This is a genomic window from Mycobacterium sp. 1245805.9 (assembly GCF_001672915.1).
Taxonomy (GTDB): Bacteria; Actinomycetota; Actinomycetes; order Mycobacteriales; family Mycobacteriaceae; genus Mycobacterium.
Genome location: NZ_LZKR01000036.1, coordinates 1 through 16,551, shown reverse-complemented (window position 1 = coordinate 16,551; position 16,551 = coordinate 1). Strand labels below are relative to the sequence as shown.

The window sequence follows — 16,551 nt, the reverse complement described above, 5'->3', positions numbered from 1 at the left end:
CGGATTGTCGCGGCGGGGTGCAAAACTATTGTGATGCGGCTATATCGAGACCGGGCCGTTGTGCTGCGCCAGCACAAGCTCGGCGAGGCCGACCGGATCGTCACCCTGCTGACCCGCGATCACGGGCTGGTTCGCGCGGTGGCCAAGGGCGTTCGCCGCACCCGCAGCAAATTCGGCGCGCGACTTGAGCCGTTTGCTCATATCGACGCGCAACTGCACCCCGGGCGCAACCTGGACATCGTCACCCAGGTCGTCGCCATCGATGCGTTCGCCACCGACATCGTCAACGACTACGGCCGGTACACGTGCGGGTGCGCGATGCTGGAAACCGCCGAGCGCCTCGCCGGCGAGGAGCGGGCCCCGGCCCCGGCCCTGCACCGGCTCACGGTGAGCGCGCTGCGGGCGGTCGCCGACGGCCGCCGGCCGCGCGACCTGCTGCTGGACGCCTACCTGCTGCGCGCCATGGGCATCGCCGGGTGGGCGCCGGCGCTCACCGAGTGCGCCCGGTGCGCCACGCCCGGCCCGCACCGGGCGTTTCATATCGCCGCCGGGGGCAGCGTGTGCCCGCACTGCCGCCCGGCCGGTTCGACCACCCCGCCGCCGGGTGTGCTGGATCTGATGACCGCGCTGCACGACGGCGATTGGGAGGCCGCCGAGGCGTCGCCGCAATCGCACCGCAGCCACGTCAGCGGATTGGTGGCCGCGCACCTGCAGTGGCATCTGGAACGTCAGCTCAAAACGTTGCCGCTGGTGGAGCGGGCGTATCAGGCCGACCGCACCATCGCCGAACGGCGCGCAGCGCTGTTCGGGCAGGATATGGCCTGTGGTTGAGCGCAAGCCGAAGTCGACCGACTTCCCGCAACTGCCCCCCGCGCCCGACGATTACCCGGTCTTTCCCGACAAGTCGACGTGGCCGGTCGTCTTCCCGGACCTGCCGCCGTCCGCCGCCGGTGGCCCGCGCCGGCCGCCGCAGCACATTTCCAAGGCGGCCCCGCCGCGGATCCCGGCGGACCGACTGCCCAATCACGTGGCCATCGTGATGGACGGCAACGGTCGCTGGGCCACCCAACGCGGGCTGAGCCGCACCGACGGCCATCGGGCCGGCGAGGCGGTGGTGATCGACATCGTTTGCGGCGCAATCGAAATCGGAATCAAATGGCTCAGCCTGTACGCCTTTTCCACCGAGAACTGGAAGCGGTCCCCCGAGGAGGTTCGCTTCCTGATGGGGTTCAACCGCGACGTGGTGCGCATGCGCCGCGTCAACCTCAACACGATCGGGGTCCGGATCCGGTGGGTGGGTTCACGGCCCCGCCTGTGGCGCAGCGTCATCAATGAACTGGCCGTCGCCGAGGCCATGACGGCCGGCAACGACGTCATCACGGTGAACTACTGCGTGAACTACGGTGGCCGCGCCGAGATCGCCGACGCCGCAAAGGATATCGCGCGGTTGGCGCAGGCCGGCAGGCTCAACCCGGAGCGCATCAGCGAGGCGACGATTTCGCGCCACCTGCAGCGGCCCGACATTCCCGACGTCGACCTTTTCCTGCGGACGTCGGGGGAGCAGCGGTCCAGCAATTTCATGCTGTGGCAGGCGGCGTACGCCGAGTACATATTCCAGGACAAGCTGTGGCCCGACTACGACCGCCGCGACCTGTGGGCGGCCTGCGAGGAATACGCCGAGCGCAACAGAAGATTCGGGAGCGCCTGATGCCGTCACTACAGGAGCGTCTGGCGTCGATACTGCGCGACGTCCTTCCCGTCGACGAGGAACCCGACGGCGCACTCACGTTGCGCCACAATGGCACGCTGGCGTCGTTGCGGGTGGTGAACATCGCCGAGGGCCTGGACCTGGTCTCGCTGACGCAGATCTTGGCCTGGGACCTGCCGCTGACCAAGAAGGTCGGCGACCAGATCGCCAAGCAGGCGCGCGACAGCAACTTCGGCAGCGTGACGCTGGTCGAGAAGGTCAACGACAAAGCGGTGCAACGCAACTCCGGCAAGGGCGCGGCCAAAACCGGCGACGTGATGCTGCGCTATAACTTTCCCGGCGGCGGGCTCACCGACGACGCCCTGCGCACCCTGATCCTGCTGGTGCTCGACACCGGCGTCGAGATCCGGCGTTCGGTTACCGCTTAGGACGCGGCGGATTCGGCCGGCGCGACGTCCGCCGCCCCAAGGTCCTCGCGGCCACCGGTGCGCAGCAGCGAGTGCATGAGGTCCGGGTCATGATCGGCCGGCCGGGTCGAGTCGATGAATCGTTCGACGACCTCCACGAAGCGATCCGGGTGGTCGTGATGCGGCACGTGCCCGGACTTTTCGAAGATCGCCAGCCGCGACCCGGCGAGCGCCGCGTGGGCCGTCCGGGCGTGGCTCACCGGGATCACCACGTCGTCCTCGCCCCAAATGATTTGCACGGGAATGGATTCCACCAAGTAGCTGCGATCCAGCATGGTGACGTATTGGCCGCGCCCGTCCACCACCGACCGCAAGGTGCGAGCGAACGCGGCCAACGCGCTGGGGTCCTTGAAGCCCTCGAGCAGGCGCACGGTGTCGACGGCGTCGCGACCGAACTTGGTGGAACCGAGCAGGGCCTGAACCGCGCGGCCAAAGACTCGCATCGCGGGCAGCGCGCCCGGCACGCGCACCATGGCCAGCGCCTCGCTTCCCAGCGGCATCGCGGCGAACCGCAGCGCGAAGCTGACGTCCGACTCGACGCCGCCGGCGCTGACCAGCACGAGACGATCGACCAGATGCGGGTACTGATAGGCGAACTGCATCGCCACGCCGCCGCCGAACGAATGCCCGACGACGGTGACCCGCTCGATGCCCAGCACGGCGAGCAGGTCGCGCATCCCGTTGGCGAAGGCGGGCAGCGAGTAGTCGGCGCGCGGCTTGTCGGATTCGCCGTGGCCCAGCAGGTCTGGCGCGATGACGGTGAAGCGCTGCGCGAGCTTGGCGTGCACCGGCCCCCAGGACTCGGACTTGTCGCCGACGCCGTGGATCAACAGCAGGGCGGGTCCGGAACCGGCGATCCGGAAGGCGCGGCGGTAGCCGTGGATGGTGCGAAACTGCAGTGACGGGCCCTCGACGTCGCGTACCGGCCGCAGGTGGGGGGCGGGTTGCTTCCGCATCGTGTTCTCGCTTCCCTTGAGTTCTGGTTGCCTCGGCCCGTGGGCCACTCATGGGTAGGAGCACGCGACGGTCGCGTATCGGACACTTTTCTCAGAACTTTTTTCCGGTCAGAAACAACACGACATGCCCGCCGGGGCGGTTCAGCCTAGGACCCGCACTCCGCGCACGTTCCGAAGATTTCGATGGTGTGGCTGACGTCGGAAAAGCCGTGCTTGGCGGCCACTTGCGCGGCCCACTCCTCGACCTCGTGGTCGCCTATCTCCACGGTGGTGCCGCAGCCGCGGCACACCAGGTGGTGGTGATGATGCTCCGAGCATCGGCGGTACACCGACTCGCCGGTGTCGGTGCGCAGCGTGTCGACCAATCCGGCCGTGGCCATCGATTGCAGCGTGCGATACACCGTGGTCAGGCCGATGTTCTCGCCGCGCCTGCGCAGCTCGTCGTGCAGTTCCTGGGCGGAACGGAATTCGTCGAGCGTCTCCAGCAACGTGGAAATCGCCGCCCGCTGGCGGGTGGCGCGCACGCTCGTGCCCGTCACTGCGTGTCCTCACTCGCGTGGGCGACCGCGTCGACGACGATGTGGGCCAGGTGGTGGTCGGCCAGCCGGTAGAGCACCTCGCGGCCGGATCGCTCCCCGGCGACCACACCGGCCGCCTTGAGGATTTTCAGATGCTGGCTGACCAGCGGCTGTGGCACGCCGAGGGCGTCGACCAGCTCGTGCACGCAGCGCTGCGATTCGCGCAACTGCAGCACGATGGCGATCCGCACGGGTGCGGCGAGCGCGCGCAACAGCTCGCCCGCGGCGTCGAGAATCTCGCGCGACGGCGGCACGGGATATTCGGGAAATCGCGCGTGCTCAGCGGCGCCGCCGCCGTGCTGGTGGGGCACCCCGCCCAGGTCGGAGCCTGCGTCGTCGGCGGCGGCGGTCGGCACCGGGGAGGACCGAGGAAGGGGCACAGAGGAGGACATCGCCATCCGAGAGTCATCACCTCGAGAAGTGCCGGGTCTGGTGGAAGGGCGCGACGGAGTGTGGTCGGCCGCTTTCCACTGTCACATGCATGATGACGCATGTCAAAGACTCCGGCGGCGGTCGATACCATGGCTGATGTTTTGCGGGCGGCCTTCGCCGCCCACCTGTCTGCCCGGATCTTCGAGAGGGAGTGCACTGCCCCGTGGCGTCCGTCATCGACACAGTTGTGAACCTGGCCAAGCGGCGGGGCTTCGTCTTTCCCTCGGGGGAGATCTACGGCGGCACCAAATCGGCGTGGGATTACGGTCCGCTGGGCGTGGAGCTCAAGGAGAACATCAAACGCCAGTGGTGGCGCGCGGTCGTCACCGGCCGCGACGACGTGGTCGGGATCGACTCGTCGATCATCCTGCCGCGCCAGGTGTGGGTGGCCTCCGGCCACGTCGAGGTCTTCCATGACCCGCTGGTCGAGTGCCTGAACTGTCACCACCGGCACCGCCAGGACCACATGCAGGAGGCCTACGCGGCGAAGAAGGGGATCGAAGACCCCGACTCGGTGGCGATGACCGAGATCGTCTGCCCGGACTGCGGCACCAAGGGCCAATGGACCGAGCCGCGCGAGTTCAACATGATGCTCAAGACCTATCTCGGGCCCATCGAAACCGAGGAGGGATTGCATTATCTGCGGCCCGAAACCGCGCAGGGCATCTTCGTCAACTTCGCCAACGTGGTGACGACGGCCCGCCGCAAGCCGCCGTTCGGCATCGGCCAGATCGGCAAGAGCTTCCGCAACGAGATCACCCCCGGCAACTTCATCTTCCGCACCCGCGAGTTCGAGCAGATGGAGATGGAATTCTTCGTCGAGCCGTCGACCGCCAAGGAATGGCATCAGTATTGGATCGACACGCGCCGCGAGTGGTATGTGGACCTCGGCATCGATCCGGAGAACCTGCGGCTCTACGAGCACCCCAAGGAGAAGTTGTCGCACTACTCGGACCGCACCGTCGACATCGAGTACAAGTTCGGTTTCGTCGGCAACCCGTGGGGCGAGCTGGAAGGCGTTGCCAACCGAACCGACTTCGACTTGTCAACGCACGCAAAGCATTCCGGCGTCGACCTGTCGTTCTACGACCAGGTCAACGACACCCGATACACGCCGTACGTCATCGAGCCGGCAGCCGGCCTGACGCGGTCGTTCATGGCGTTTTTGATCGACTCCTACACCGAGGACGAGGCCCCCAACGCCAAGGGCGGCATGGACAAACGCACGGTGCTCCGCCTCGACCCGCGGCTGGCGCCGATCAAGGCGGCGGTGCTCCCGCTGTCGCGGCACGCCGACCTGAGCCCCAAGGCCCGCGACCTGGCCGCCGAATTGCGCAAGAACTGGAACATCGAGTTCGACGACGCCGGCGCCATCGGGCGCCGCTACCGGCGCCAGGACGAGGTCGGCACGCCGTTCTGCGTGACGGTGGATTTCGATTCGCTCTCCGACGACGCCGTCACCGTGCGCGAGCGGGACAAGATGACCCAGGACCGGGTCGCCATCGGCGCCGTCGCCGACTACCTGGCGACGCGCCTCAAGGGTTGCTAGGCGCCGGGTGCATGGGGGCGTGAATAGGGCGATTGTGCCCGGCCATAATTTGTCGCCGCTATCGACGAAGAATTCGAAAAGATTCAATTTCGTCCGACGCGGGAATTTGCAATAGCAATTTGTGCGGCGCATCCGGCCCACCCGGCCGTGACCGGGCAAACGGCGCTGCTACGCGGCGTCTGACAAGCCGTTTTCGGATTGAATCAAGTTTGTGTAGTTGACTCGGTCAAGTTTATCTTTTCGATCGATTCAAGTTTAGAAAAAAGATGCGGTAGTTCGGCGATTTTGGGCTTACGATCCGGCAGTGGTGTGTGTTGATTTCCGGGCAGCGCCATGGCGCTCGCCGCGGCCGGCTGTACGGGGGTCGTGATGGTTCTCGACTTTTCCTGGCTGCCGCCCGAGATCAATTCGGCGCGGATTACCGCCGGGGCGGGTTCGGGGCCGTTGTTTTTGGCGGCATCGGCCTGGGACGCGCTGGCGTCCGACCTGTCGGGTGCCGCGTCGTCGTTCAACTCGGTTGTCACCGGATTGACCGGCGGGCCGTGGACGGGTCCGTCGTCGGCCGCCATGGCGGCGGCCGCGGCGCCGTACGTGGGGTGGTTGAGTTCAGCAGCGGGGCAGGCGGCGGCCGCGGGGGCCCAGGCCCGCGTGGCGGCGACGGCGTTCGAGTCGGCATTGGCGGCGACGGTGCCTCCCGCGGCGGTGACGGCGAACCGCAAGCAATTCATGGCGCTGGTTGCGGCGAACATCTTGGGCCTGAACACCCCGGCGATCTTCATGACCGAGTTCGAGTACCTGGAGATGTGGGCCCAGGACGTCGCCGCGATGCTGGCGTATCACGCCGGAGCGCTGGGCGTGGCCGCGGCGTTGCCGTCGTTCAGCGTGCCGCCGGTGGACCTGGCGGGCCTAGCGACGTTGGTGGCTGCGCCGCTGGCCGGGGTGGCGTCGCAGGTTGCCGGACTGACCACTGGGTTGGCGCCGGTGACGGACACGGTCGTGTCCGCGGTGTCGCAGGTGTCGGCCCTGGCTTCGTCGCCGCAGATTTCGTCGCTGTCGACGCTCGCCCAGGTCGCGATGATGCCCGTCAGCGTCATGATGTCGCCGATCATGATGGCGGCCCAAGCGGGCATGGGCGCGAATTCGGCGGCCCTGGCCAGCGCAACCGGTGCGGCCGGCGCCGCTGACGCGGCGAAGTTCGTCAGCGCAGCCTCTCCCGCCACGAAGGGCCTCGGCGGCGGGGGCCTGGGCGGTGCGGGCCTGGGCGGCGCCTCCGCGGAACTGGGTAAGTCGCGGCTGGTCGGGGCGATGTCGGTGCCGCCGACGTGGCAGGGGTCGACGCCGGCTCGGATGGTCAGTGCGGCGATGTCGGGACTGGGCGGGGAGATGCCCGCCGCCGCCGCGGGGGCCGGGGCGCCGATGGGCGGTATGCCCTTCATGCCGATGCCTATGGGCGGCATGGGCGCCGGCGCCGGCATGCCCGGCGGGATGATGGGCCGCGGCGGGGCCAGCCCCAACGTCGTACAGGCGCGGCCGAGCGTGGTGCCGCGCGTCGGGGTCGGATAGGGCGGGGGTGGTAGGCGGGGTTTGGACGTTGGGCGCCGCAGCGGCGCTTAACCGAAACATTTTGTTGATGAAAGGAGCAGTGTGGTGGCTACGCGATTTATGACCGACCCGCACGCAATGCGCGCGATGGCAGGCCGTTTCGACGTGCATGCCCAGGTGGTTTCGGATGAGGCGCGTCGGATGTGGGCCTCGTCGCAGAACATTTCCGGCGCCAGTTGGAGTGGGGCCGCCGAGGCGACGTCCTACAACACGATGGGACAGATGAACCAGGCGTTTCACAACATTGTGAACATGCTGCAGGGCGTGCGCGACGGGCTGATCCGCGACGCCAATAACTACGAGCAGCAAGAGCAGGCTTCGCAGCAGATTCTGAGCAGTTAGCGGCTTTACGGCGTTAGGAGATTGAGCGATGACGATTAACTACCAGTTCGGGGACGTGGATGCGCATGGTGCGACGATTCGCGCGCAGGCGGCGTCGCTGGAGGCCGAGCACCAGGCCATCGTGCGCGATGTGCTGGCCGCTGGTGACTTTTGGGGTGGCGCCGGTTCGGTGGCCTGCCAGGAGTTCATCACCCAATTGGGTCGCAACTTCCAGGTGATCTACGAGCAGGCCAACTCCCACGGCCAGAAGGTGCAGACGGCGGGCAGCAACATGGCCAGCACGGACAGCGCCGTCGGGTCCAGCTGGGCCTGATCGGCCTCCAAGGGCGCGGGTGACACGGCGCGTGTTACCCGCGCCCGAGGCGTTCCATCACCCCGATCCGCCCCGACGGGTTACGCGGACCGGTCCCCGGCGCGAACTCGCGGTCACGGCGGTCTTGACGGTTTGGTAAAACGCCGGACTTTTGATGGGCGATGGCCCTACTATCAAGGAATGGTGTCCGTCGATCGTTGGACTGTGCCGTCGGTGCGGCCGGAGGGGTTGTGATGGTTCCTGCTTTTACGTTCTTTCCCCCGGAGATCAACTCGGCGCTGATGTTCGCCGGCGCGGGGTCGGGGCCCCTGTTCATGGCGGCATCGGCCTGGGACTCGTTGGCGACGGACCTGGCGGGCGCGGCGTCGTCGTTTCAAAACGTCGTCACCGGGTTGACCGACGGGGCCTGGGCGGGCCCGGCCTCGATGTCGATGGCGGCGGCCGCGACGCCCTATGTGGGGTGGTTGACCGCGGCCGCGGGGCAGGCGGAGACCGCCGCCCTTCAGGCCCGGACGGCGGCCTCGGCGTTTGAGACCGCGTTGGCGGCGACGGTGCCCACGCCGGCGATCGCCGCAAACCGCGCCCAGCTCATGGCGCTGATCGCGACGAACATCTTGGGCCAGAACACCCCGGCGATCTTCATGACCGAGTTCGAGTACATGGAGATGTGGGCCCAGGACGTGGCCGCGATGGTGGGCTACCACGGCGGAGCGCTGGGCGTGGCCGCGGCGTTGCCGTCGTTCAGCCTGCCCCCGGTGAACCTGTCGGGCCTGACGGGCCTGCTGTCCGCGCCGCTCACCGGTGTGGCGTCGCAGGCCGCGAGCCTGGCGGGGTCGGTGGGGGCCGCGGTCGGCTCGTCATCGGCGATTGCGACGGCCTCTTCGGTGGCTACGTCGGCGGTGAGTAGCGCGTCGGCCCTCGCTTCGGCGGCGCCGATTTCGTCGCTGTCGACCGTCGCGCAGGTCGGCATGATGCCGGTCAGCATGATGATGTCGCCGATCATGATGGCGGCCCAAGCGGGAATGGGCGGCTCGAACGCGGCGGCGCTGGCCGGCGCGACGGGTGCGGCCGTCGACCCGGCGAAATTTGTCAGCAGCGCCGCTCCGGCGGGCATGGGCAAGGGACTCGGCGGGATCGGCGGCCACGGTGGCGCCGAGGCCGGTCTGGGCAAGGCCCGGCTGGTCGGGGCGATGTCCGTGCCCCCGAACTGGCAGGGCTCGGCGCCGGCGCGGATGGTCAGCGCGGCGATGTCCGGCCTGGGCAGCGAGATGCCCGGCGCCGCCGCCGCAGCGGCGGCCGGTGCCCCGATGGGCGGCGGCATGCCGATGATGCCGATGCCGATGGGCGGCGGTATGGGAGGCGGAGGCATGCCCGGCGGGATGATGGGCCGCGGTGGGGCCAGCCCGACGCACGTGATCCAGTCGCGGCCCAGCGTGGTACCGCGTACCGGCGTCGGATAGTCCTAATCAGCCACCAAGGCGCGGGCGACACCCTGGAGGAAATGGGTGTTGTCAGCGCCTTTGGCATGTTTACCGGCGGCCAACTGATCTTTTTTTCGCCGCGGCCCAGCTAAACGGCCGCAATGCGTTCCAACTCGATTTTGGGATCAACTGTCCGGTCCGGAAGGTGTTGTGCGGCAACGACTTCCGGGGCAGTCTCGAGCCGCGCGGCAATTGGGCGGTCGCGGCCGGGCGGGGCGCGATGCCGTGGGGCGCTCCGCCCGACATCCGCCCACCGGCCCGCCGATGTTCGCGCATTTGTTCTAAAAGGAGCGAAATCCATCAAACTCGGGCATTGTGCTTCGGATTGACTTACGATGCGAAGTACTCGGTGATGGTTTGTCAGCACCGGGTGAAAAGTACGGAGACGGCTGTGGAAGGGGGCAGCGTGCTATTGCCTCTTGGTTCGCCGCTGCCGGACGATGCGGTAGCGGCGAAGCGTGGTGAGTCCGGCATGCTCGGCGGCCTATCGGTTCCCCTCAAGTGGGGTGTAGCCGTGCCGCCGGATGATTATGACCATTGGGCACCGGAGCCGGAAGAGGGCGCCGATGCCGGCAACAAGGCGGCCGACGGGTTGAACCCGGAGGCCACCGCAGAGGGCATGGACGAGTGGAACGAATGGGCCGAATGGAGCGAGTGGCAGGGCGAGGCGGAACCTCGCTTCGACTTGCCGCGGACTACCGGCGTGATACCGACTTCTCCAGCAGCCGGCTGAGAGAGAGGGAGTATCTCGCCATCGGCTTTAATGCCGCGTAACAGCCAGTTGCGACGGCCGACCAGTATCACAAGGCAAGAAATTCATCCAGAAGGAGAAAAGGCAACATGGCAACACGCTTTATGACTGACCCGCATGAGATGCGGGCGATGGCGGGCCGGTTTGAGGTCCACGCGCAGACCGTTGAGGACGAGGCTCGCAAGATGTGGGCGTCGTCGATGAACATCGCCGGTGCGGGCTGGAGTGGCCAGGCGCAGGCGACGTCCTACGACACCATGGGTCAGATGAATCAGGCGTTCCGCAACATCGTGAACATGCTGCACGGTGTGCGTGACGGGCTGATCCGCGACGCGAACAACTACGAGCAGCAAGAGCAGGCCTCGCAGCAAATCCTCGGCAGCTAGCCCCCACACTTTTATTTCAGGAGGAAAACATGACCATCAATTACCAGTTTGGCGATGTGGACGCCCATGGTGCGACGATTCGCGCCCAGGCCGCGTCGTTGGAAGCCGAGCACCAGGCCATCGTTCGCGATGTGCTGGCCGCTGGTGACTTCTGGGGTGGCGCCGGTTCGGTGGCCTGCCAGGAGTTCATCACCCAGTTGGGTCGCAACTTCCAGGTGATCTACGAGCAGGCCAACTCGCACGGCCAGAAGGTGCAGTCGGCTGGCAGCAACATGGCCAGCACGGACAGCGCCGTCGGGTCCAGCTGGGCCTGATTCGCAACGTTTCAAGGCGGGGCCGCACACCGATCGGTGTGCGGCCCCGTTCTTTGTCCGCCGGGTCTCAGAACCGCCCGCCGCCGCCCATGAGCCCGCCCCCCGAGGAGCCGCCCCATGAGCCCGAGGCGCTCGGACCGCCGCCGAACGAGGTGGGGCTCCAGCCGCCGAGCCCACCGCGCATGGCCCCGCTGAGAAGGTCGCCGATGATGATCCCGCCGATCATGGCGCCGGTGTCGCTGCTGCCGCGGCGGGCATAGAAGCGCTGGGCCCGCTGGACGTCCGCGTTCGCCAGCGCCTGGGCGTTGGCGGCCAGCGTCGACGCCGCGTTCGCGTGCGCGATCGCCTCGGACACGTTCGCCGCCCTCTTCTCCTGCGCGGCCTGCAGGTGTCGCCTGGCCTCGGCGAGCCGGGTCCGGGCCTCGGCTCCGATGCTGCCCCTGCGGGTGTCGATGTACTCGGACACGGCGCGCACCCGCGCCTGGGCGGTGAACACCGCCTGCTCGAAGGAACGCTCGAGCCGCTCGGCGGCAGCCTCCTCCTGGGCGACGGCGGCCAGGACCCGATGCAGGCCGGCGTCGGCCTTGGTCAGTCGGGCGAACGCGCCGAGGGGATCGGCGGCGCCACCGCCGCGGGCTCCGGTGATGGCCGCGGTCGCCTCGTCGCGGGCGGCAGCGAGTTCGACGGCGCGGCCCGAGCCGGTGCCCCGCGCCTTCTGCAGCCGCTCGTCGGCGCGCGAGATGCCCGCCTGGATCCCGTCGATGAGCGAGGGCAAGGTGGCGACGGCGTGCCTGATGTCCTTGTCCGCGTTGTCGATCGCATCCAGCAGCGCGCGGGCCTGCCCGAGCGCCGCCTCGGCCGCATGAATGGCATCGACCAACGCGGCCTGCTGTCCGCCCTGGACGCCGGCCAGCTCGCGGGCCGAGCTGATGTTGCGGTCCGCGAACGCCAGCCTCTCGTTGGTGCTTGCGATATTGCCGGACACCGAAGTCAAGGCCGCGGCGTCGAATTCCTTGCGCAGCTCCGCCAGCCGCTGCTCGGCCGGCGCGATGCGCGCGGTGAGCTCCACATACTGCTGCGTCAGCGCGTCCAACCGCGACGGCGCGTTGACCACCAGGACCCGCAGCTCCTCGAACGCCTCCCGCTGTGATTCGAGTTCGCGGTTGGCGTGCGCCGCCGAGACGATCACCCGGGTCAGCATGTCGCGCCGTTGCGCGGGCGTCTCCGGCATGCTGTCGTCGAGCTGCTGGCGGACGGTAAAGGCTTGCGCCAGAGTCGCTTTGGCGTTGGTCACCGCCCGGGTGAACGGTTCGGTCCGCTCCTCACCGAACTCGTCGATCGCCAGCGTCAACTCGTTGGCGCTGGTGCGCACCGCGTTGTCCACCTCCACCACCAGCGAGCGCGACAGGTCGTCGAGGGCCGCCAACGGCACCGCGGCCAGCGCGTTGGGATCGGCGGGATCGACGCGCCGCGCCGCGGCCAACTCGGCGGCGCGCCGCCGCCCGCGGCGATAGCGCATCACCACCAGCAACACCACCACGGCGACGACAACGACGGCCAGGGCGACCAGCAGGAAAAGGCGACCCGACGCTGGGGGCGGCGTGTTGAGCCCGTTGGCCGCCGCCACCGCGGCACCGCCCCAGTCGCCGTTACGCAGCGCGGGCTCGATCTTGGTGCGCCGCAGCTGATCAACCTGACTCGCGTTGACGCTCGTGATCGCCGACGGAACGAAGAACGCGTATGACCGGCCGGTGGTGGCGACGGCCAGCAGCGCGTCGTAGTCGCCCAACTCGCTCGCGGTTCGGGTGCGCCTCGCCCAGTTCTCCGCGCTTTCCCCGGAGAAGTCGTCGACGTAGACCACCCACAGGCGGATGTGGCGGTCGGCGTAGAGCTTGTCGGTGGCCGACGTGACCGCGGCGCGAGCGGAATCCGGCAGCGCGTTGGCGTTGTCGGTGACCTGATCCGGCAGCCGAAACGGCGGTTGCGCGGCCGCCGTCGGCGCCAGCAGCAGCCCCGCGCCGAGACCCGTGAGGATCGTCAGGATCACGCCGAGCAGCCGAGCGGAGCGCATAGGTCAATCTAGCCCGCAGTCCCTGGCAGACTGTGCTGCGGTGAGTACGCATCAGCAGGACCCCTACGACGACTTCGACCGTCAGCGGCGGGTGCACGAAGCGGCGAAGACGGCGGGTCTGCCCGGTACGGAAGGCCAGCACCGCACCGACTTCGCCCGGGACCGCGCCCGGGTGCTGCACAGCGCCGCCCTGCGCCGCCTGGCCGACAAGACGCAGGTGGTCGGGCCCCGCGAAGGTGACACCCCGCGCACCCGGTTGACCCACTCGCTGGAGGTGGCCCAGATCGGGCGGGGGATGGCGGTGGGGCTGGGCTGCGATCTCGACCTGGTCGAGCTGGCCGGCCTGGCCCACGACATCGGCCATCCGCCGTACGGGCACAACGGCGAACGCGCGCTCGACGAGTTCGCCGCGGAGCACGGCGGTTTCGAGGGCAACGCCCAGAATTTCCGGATACTGACCAGCCTCGAGCCTAAAGTCCTTGACGCGCAAGGCAATAGCGCGGGCCTGAACCTGACCAGGGCGTCCCTGGACGCGGTCACCAAGTACCCGTGGACCCGCGGTGAGGGTCCGGCACGCAAGTTCGGCTTCTACGACGAGGACCGCGAGCCCGCGGCCTGGGTTCGCCAGGGGGCGCCGGCGGATCGGACGTGCCTGGAGGCGCAGGTGATGGACTGGGCCGACGACGTGGCGTATTCGGTGCACGACGTCGAGGACGGCGTCGTCTCGCAGCGCATCGACCTGCGCGTGCTGGCCGACGAGGACGAGGCGGCCGCGCTGGCCAAGCTGGGGGAGAGCGAATTCTCCCGGGTCAGCGCCGAGGACTTCATGGCCGCCGCGCGACGGCTGTCGGGCCTGCCCGTGGTCGCCGCGGTCGGCAAGTACGACGCGACGCTGGCGGCGGCGGTCGCGCTCAAGCGGTTGACCAGTGAATTGGTGGGCCGCTTCGCCTCGGCCGCCATTGCGACCACGCGGGCGGCGGCCGGCCCGGGGCCGCTGGTGCGCTACCGGGCCGACCTGCAGGTGCCCGACCTGGTGCGCGCCGAGGTCGCCCTGCTGAAAATCCTGGCCCTGCAGTTCATCATGTCGGACCCCCGGCATCTGGACACTCAAGCCCGGCAACGCGACCGCATCCATCGCGTGGCGCGATGGCTGTATGCCGGGGCACCCGGAACGCTCGACCCCATGTTCGCCGCGGCGTTCAACACCGCCGCCGACGAGCGCGCCCGGCTGCGGGTCGTCGTCGATCAGGTCGCCTCCTATACCGAGGGTCGGCTGGAGCGGATCGACGCCCGTGAGGCGACCGGTTAGCGTTACCCGCATGACCAAACCCCGCGCCGTTGCCGCCCTCTCGCTGCCGCTCGCCGTCCTGGCCCTGAACGCATGCAGTTCGCCCCAGCACGCGACCAGCCAGCCGGGGACTACGCCCCCGGTCCAAAGCGGGTCTCCGGCGACGCCGACGTCGGGCCCGGCGCCCGCCGCCGGATCGTTGACGGCGCAACTGAAGACGGCCGACGGCAAGGACGTGGCCACGGCGACCTTTGACTTCGGCAACGGCTACGCCACCATCACGGTCAAGACGGTTGCCGGCGGGATCCTCGCGCCCGGCCTGCACGACATGCACATCCACGCGGTCGGCAAGTGTGAGCCCAACTCCGTCGCCCCGAACGGCGGGCCGCCCGGAAACTTCCTGTCCGCCGGCGGGCACTTCCAGGCGCCCGGGCACACCGGGATGCCCGAGAGCGGCGACCTGACGATGCTCGAGGTCCGCCAGGACGGTTCGGCGTACCTGGTGACCACCAGTGACGCGTTCACCAGGGACCAGCTGCTGGCCGGGGACAAGACCGCGCTGATGATTCACGGCGCCGGCGACCAGGCGATGGAGCGGATCGCGTGCGGTGTCATCGGGCCGGCGAGCTGATTCGGTCCGGCGTTTTAGACTGGGCCGATGGCCGGCCGGATCTCTGATCGCGATATCGCCGCCATCCGCGAACGGGCCCGCATCGAAGAGGTCGTCGGCGACTACGTCCAGCTCAAGCGCGCCGGCGCCGATTCGCTCAAGGGCCTGTGCCCGTTCCACAACGAGAAGTCGCCGTCGTTCCATGTCCGCCCGAACCACGGCCACTTCCACTGCTTCGGGTGCGGCGAGGGCGGCGACGTGTACGCGTTCGTCCAGAAGATCGAACACGTCAGCTTCGTCGAGGCGGTCGAACTGCTCGCCGACCGGGTCGGCCACACCATCACCTACACCGGCGCGGCGGCCACCAACGTGCAGCGCGATCGCGGCAGCCGCAGCAGGCTGGTCGCGGCCAACGCGGCGGCCGCCGAGTTTTATGCGGCGGCGCTGGAGTCCGACGAGGCGGCACCGGCGCGCCAGTACCTGACGGAGCGCAACTTCGACGCCGAGGCGGCGCGCCATTTCGGCTGCGGGTTCGCCCCGTCGGGCTGGGACTCGCTGACAAAACACCTGCAGCGCAAGGGCTTCGAGTTCAAGGAACTGGAGGCGGCCGGGCTGTCCCGGGAGGGGCGCCGCGGCCCGATGGATCGCTTCCACCGGCGGCTGCTGTGGCCGATCCGTACCGCGGCCGGCGAGGTTATCGGCTTCGGGGCCCGCCGCCTGTTCGACGACGACCCGATGGAAGCCAAGTACATCAACACGCCCGAGACGACGCTGTACAAGAAGTCGTCGGTGATGTTCGGCATCGACCTGGCGAAGCGCGACATCGCCAAGGGGCACCAGGCCGTCGTCGTCGAGGGCTACACCGACGTGATGGCGATGCACCTGGCCGGGGTCACCACGGCCGTCGCCTCCTGCGGCACGGCGTTCGGCGACGAGCACCTGGCCATGCTGCGCAGGTTGATGATGGACGACAGCTTCTTCCGCGGGGAGTTGATCTATGTCTTCGACGGGGACGCGGCCGGGCGCGCCGCCGCCTTGAAGGCGTTCGGCGGCGAGCAGAACCTGGCCGGGCAGTCCTTCGTCGCGGTCGCACCTGACGGCATGGACCCGTGCGACCTGCGGCTGAAGTCCGGCGACGTCGCGTTGCGCGACCTGGTGGCGCGGCGAACACCGCTGTTCGAGTTCGCGATTCGCACCACGATCGCCGAGATGGACCTCGACAGCGCCGAGGGCCGGGTCGCCGCGCTGCGCCGCTGCGTGCCCATGGTCAGCCAGATCAAGGACCCCACGCTGCGCGACGAGTACGCCCGCCAGCTCGCCGGCTGGGTCGGCTGGGACGACGTCGCGCAGGTCATCGAGCGGGTCCGCGGCGAGGCCAAACGGGCCAAGTCCCCTTCTCGAAGCGGCTCCGCATCCGAGCCTCCCCGCCGGGCCGAGCGTCAGCCCGCCGCCCCCGCCCCGACCGCGTCCACGGAATCGCGAGCCGGGGTGGGTGAAGCTCTCCACGGTCAGCGTGTCGAACACCGGGCCCGCCAGCGCCGGGTACTGCAACGCCGACTTGAGGGCCTCGCGCTGGGCCCACAGGATCGGGTCGCGCGGGTCGGGACGGGCGGCTCGCGATTCCGGGGACGCGGCCGGGCGCGCCGCCGCCTTGAAGGCGTTCGGCGGCGAGCAGAACCTGGCCGGGCAGTCCTTCGTCGCGG

Annotated in this window: 18 protein-coding genes; 14 read left to right on the top strand and 4 right to left on the bottom strand. The window is 68.8% G+C overall.

Going from position 1 to position 16,551, the window contains the following annotated elements; translation table 11 throughout:
- Positions 1-33: 33 nt before the first annotated feature.
- The 3 genes from recO to A9X00_RS06160 are packed head-to-tail and all read left to right on the top strand — an operon-like array spanning position 34 to position 2,136.
- Positions 34-831, top strand: a complete 798-nt coding sequence (recO, locus tag A9X00_RS06170; protein ID WP_067150539.1) for a DNA repair protein RecO — start codon at positions 34-36, stop codon at positions 829-831.
- Positions 824-1,708, top strand: coding sequence for a decaprenyl diphosphate synthase (locus A9X00_RS06165; RefSeq protein WP_067150537.1), 885 nt, complete (start codon positions 824-826; stop codon positions 1,706-1,708). Before recO ends, A9X00_RS06165 begins: the two co-directional genes overlap by 8 nt.
- A complete protein-coding gene (locus tag A9X00_RS06160; RefSeq protein ID WP_067150534.1) occupies positions 1,708-2,136 on the top strand; it encodes a hypothetical protein in 429 nt (142 codons plus the stop codon). The genes A9X00_RS06165 and A9X00_RS06160 overlap by 1 nt, the downstream gene beginning before the upstream one ends.
- Here the strand turns inward: A9X00_RS06160 and A9X00_RS06155 are convergent.
- The 3 genes from A9X00_RS06155 to A9X00_RS06145 form a co-directional block, all read right to left on the bottom strand.
- Positions 2,133-3,131 carry an alpha/beta fold hydrolase gene (locus tag A9X00_RS06155; protein WP_067150531.1) on the bottom strand — a complete coding sequence of 333 codons (999 nt, stop codon included), beginning with the start codon at positions 3,129-3,131 and terminating at the stop codon, positions 2,133-2,135. The genes A9X00_RS06160 and A9X00_RS06155 overlap by 4 nt on opposite strands.
- Positions 3,132-3,277: 146 nt before the next feature.
- The gene (locus A9X00_RS06150; protein ID WP_067150527.1) at positions 3,278-3,670 is read right to left on the bottom strand and encodes a Fur family transcriptional regulator; all 393 of its coding nucleotides are present in this window, start codon (positions 3,668-3,670) and stop codon (positions 3,278-3,280) included.
- The gene (locus A9X00_RS06145) at positions 3,667-4,107 is read right to left on the bottom strand and encodes a helix-turn-helix transcriptional regulator (protein ID WP_067150524.1); all 441 of its coding nucleotides are present in this window, start codon (positions 4,105-4,107) and stop codon (positions 3,667-3,669) included. Before A9X00_RS06145 ends, A9X00_RS06150 begins: the two co-directional genes overlap by 4 nt.
- Positions 4,108-4,292: 185 nt before the next feature.
- Between A9X00_RS06145 and A9X00_RS06140 the strand changes: the two genes are divergently transcribed.
- The 8 genes from A9X00_RS06140 to A9X00_RS06105 all read left to right on the top strand — a co-directional run bounded on the left by A9X00_RS06140 (position 4,293) and on the right by A9X00_RS06105 (position 10,879).
- Positions 4,293-5,690: a glycine--tRNA ligase gene (locus A9X00_RS06140; RefSeq protein ID WP_197515076.1), complete on the top strand. Its 1,398-nt coding sequence runs from the start codon at positions 4,293-4,295 to the stop codon at positions 5,688-5,690.
- A gap of 369 nt (positions 5,691-6,059) precedes the next feature.
- On the top strand, positions 6,060-7,253 hold the full coding sequence (locus tag A9X00_RS06135; RefSeq protein WP_067150582.1) for a PPE family protein: 1,194 nt from the start codon (positions 6,060-6,062) through the stop codon (positions 7,251-7,253).
- An 84-nt stretch (positions 7,254-7,337) separates the two neighbouring features.
- The gene (locus tag A9X00_RS06130) at positions 7,338-7,634 is read left to right on the top strand and encodes a WXG100 family type VII secretion target (protein WP_067150579.1); all 297 of its coding nucleotides are present in this window, start codon (positions 7,338-7,340) and stop codon (positions 7,632-7,634) included.
- A gap of 28 nt (positions 7,635-7,662) precedes the next feature.
- Positions 7,663-7,947 carry a WXG100 family type VII secretion target gene (locus A9X00_RS06125; protein WP_067150518.1) on the top strand — a complete coding sequence of 95 codons (285 nt, stop codon included), beginning with the start codon at positions 7,663-7,665 and terminating at the stop codon, positions 7,945-7,947.
- A 233-nt stretch (positions 7,948-8,180) separates the two neighbouring features.
- Complete coding sequence (locus A9X00_RS06120) at positions 8,181-9,407, top strand: PPE family protein (RefSeq protein ID WP_067150516.1); 1,227 nt, start codon at positions 8,181-8,183, stop codon at positions 9,405-9,407.
- 493 nt (positions 9,408-9,900) lie between these two features.
- A complete protein-coding gene (locus A9X00_RS32725) occupies positions 9,901-10,161 on the top strand; it encodes a hypothetical protein (protein ID WP_067150576.1) in 261 nt (86 codons plus the stop codon).
- 107 nt (positions 10,162-10,268) lie between these two features.
- Positions 10,269-10,565: a WXG100 family type VII secretion target gene (locus A9X00_RS06110; protein ID WP_066914021.1), complete on the top strand. Its 297-nt coding sequence runs from the start codon at positions 10,269-10,271 to the stop codon at positions 10,563-10,565.
- 29 nt (positions 10,566-10,594) lie between these two features.
- Complete coding sequence (locus A9X00_RS06105; protein WP_066960736.1) at positions 10,595-10,879, top strand: WXG100 family type VII secretion target; 285 nt, start codon at positions 10,595-10,597, stop codon at positions 10,877-10,879.
- A 67-nt stretch (positions 10,880-10,946) separates the two neighbouring features.
- Here A9X00_RS06105 and A9X00_RS06100 read toward each other — a convergent pair whose 3' ends face one another.
- Positions 10,947-12,950: a TPM domain-containing protein gene (locus A9X00_RS06100; RefSeq protein WP_067150513.1), complete on the bottom strand. Its 2,004-nt coding sequence runs from the start codon at positions 12,948-12,950 to the stop codon at positions 10,947-10,949.
- Positions 12,951-12,990: 40 nt separating this feature from the next.
- On the opposite strand from A9X00_RS06100, the gene A9X00_RS06095 reads away from it, so the two are divergent.
- From A9X00_RS06095 to dnaG, 3 genes are all read left to right on the top strand, one after another.
- A complete protein-coding gene (locus tag A9X00_RS06095) occupies positions 12,991-14,259 on the top strand; it encodes a deoxyguanosinetriphosphate triphosphohydrolase (RefSeq protein WP_067150510.1) in 1,269 nt (422 codons plus the stop codon).
- 10 nt (positions 14,260-14,269) lie between these two features.
- The gene (locus tag A9X00_RS06090; RefSeq protein WP_082974734.1) at positions 14,270-14,869 is read left to right on the top strand and encodes a superoxide dismutase family protein; all 600 of its coding nucleotides are present in this window, start codon (positions 14,270-14,272) and stop codon (positions 14,867-14,869) included.
- A 27-nt stretch (positions 14,870-14,896) separates the two neighbouring features.
- Positions 14,897-16,551: DNA primase (dnaG, locus tag A9X00_RS06085; protein ID WP_232006693.1), on the top strand; the 1,655-nt coding region annotated here is incomplete at its 3' end.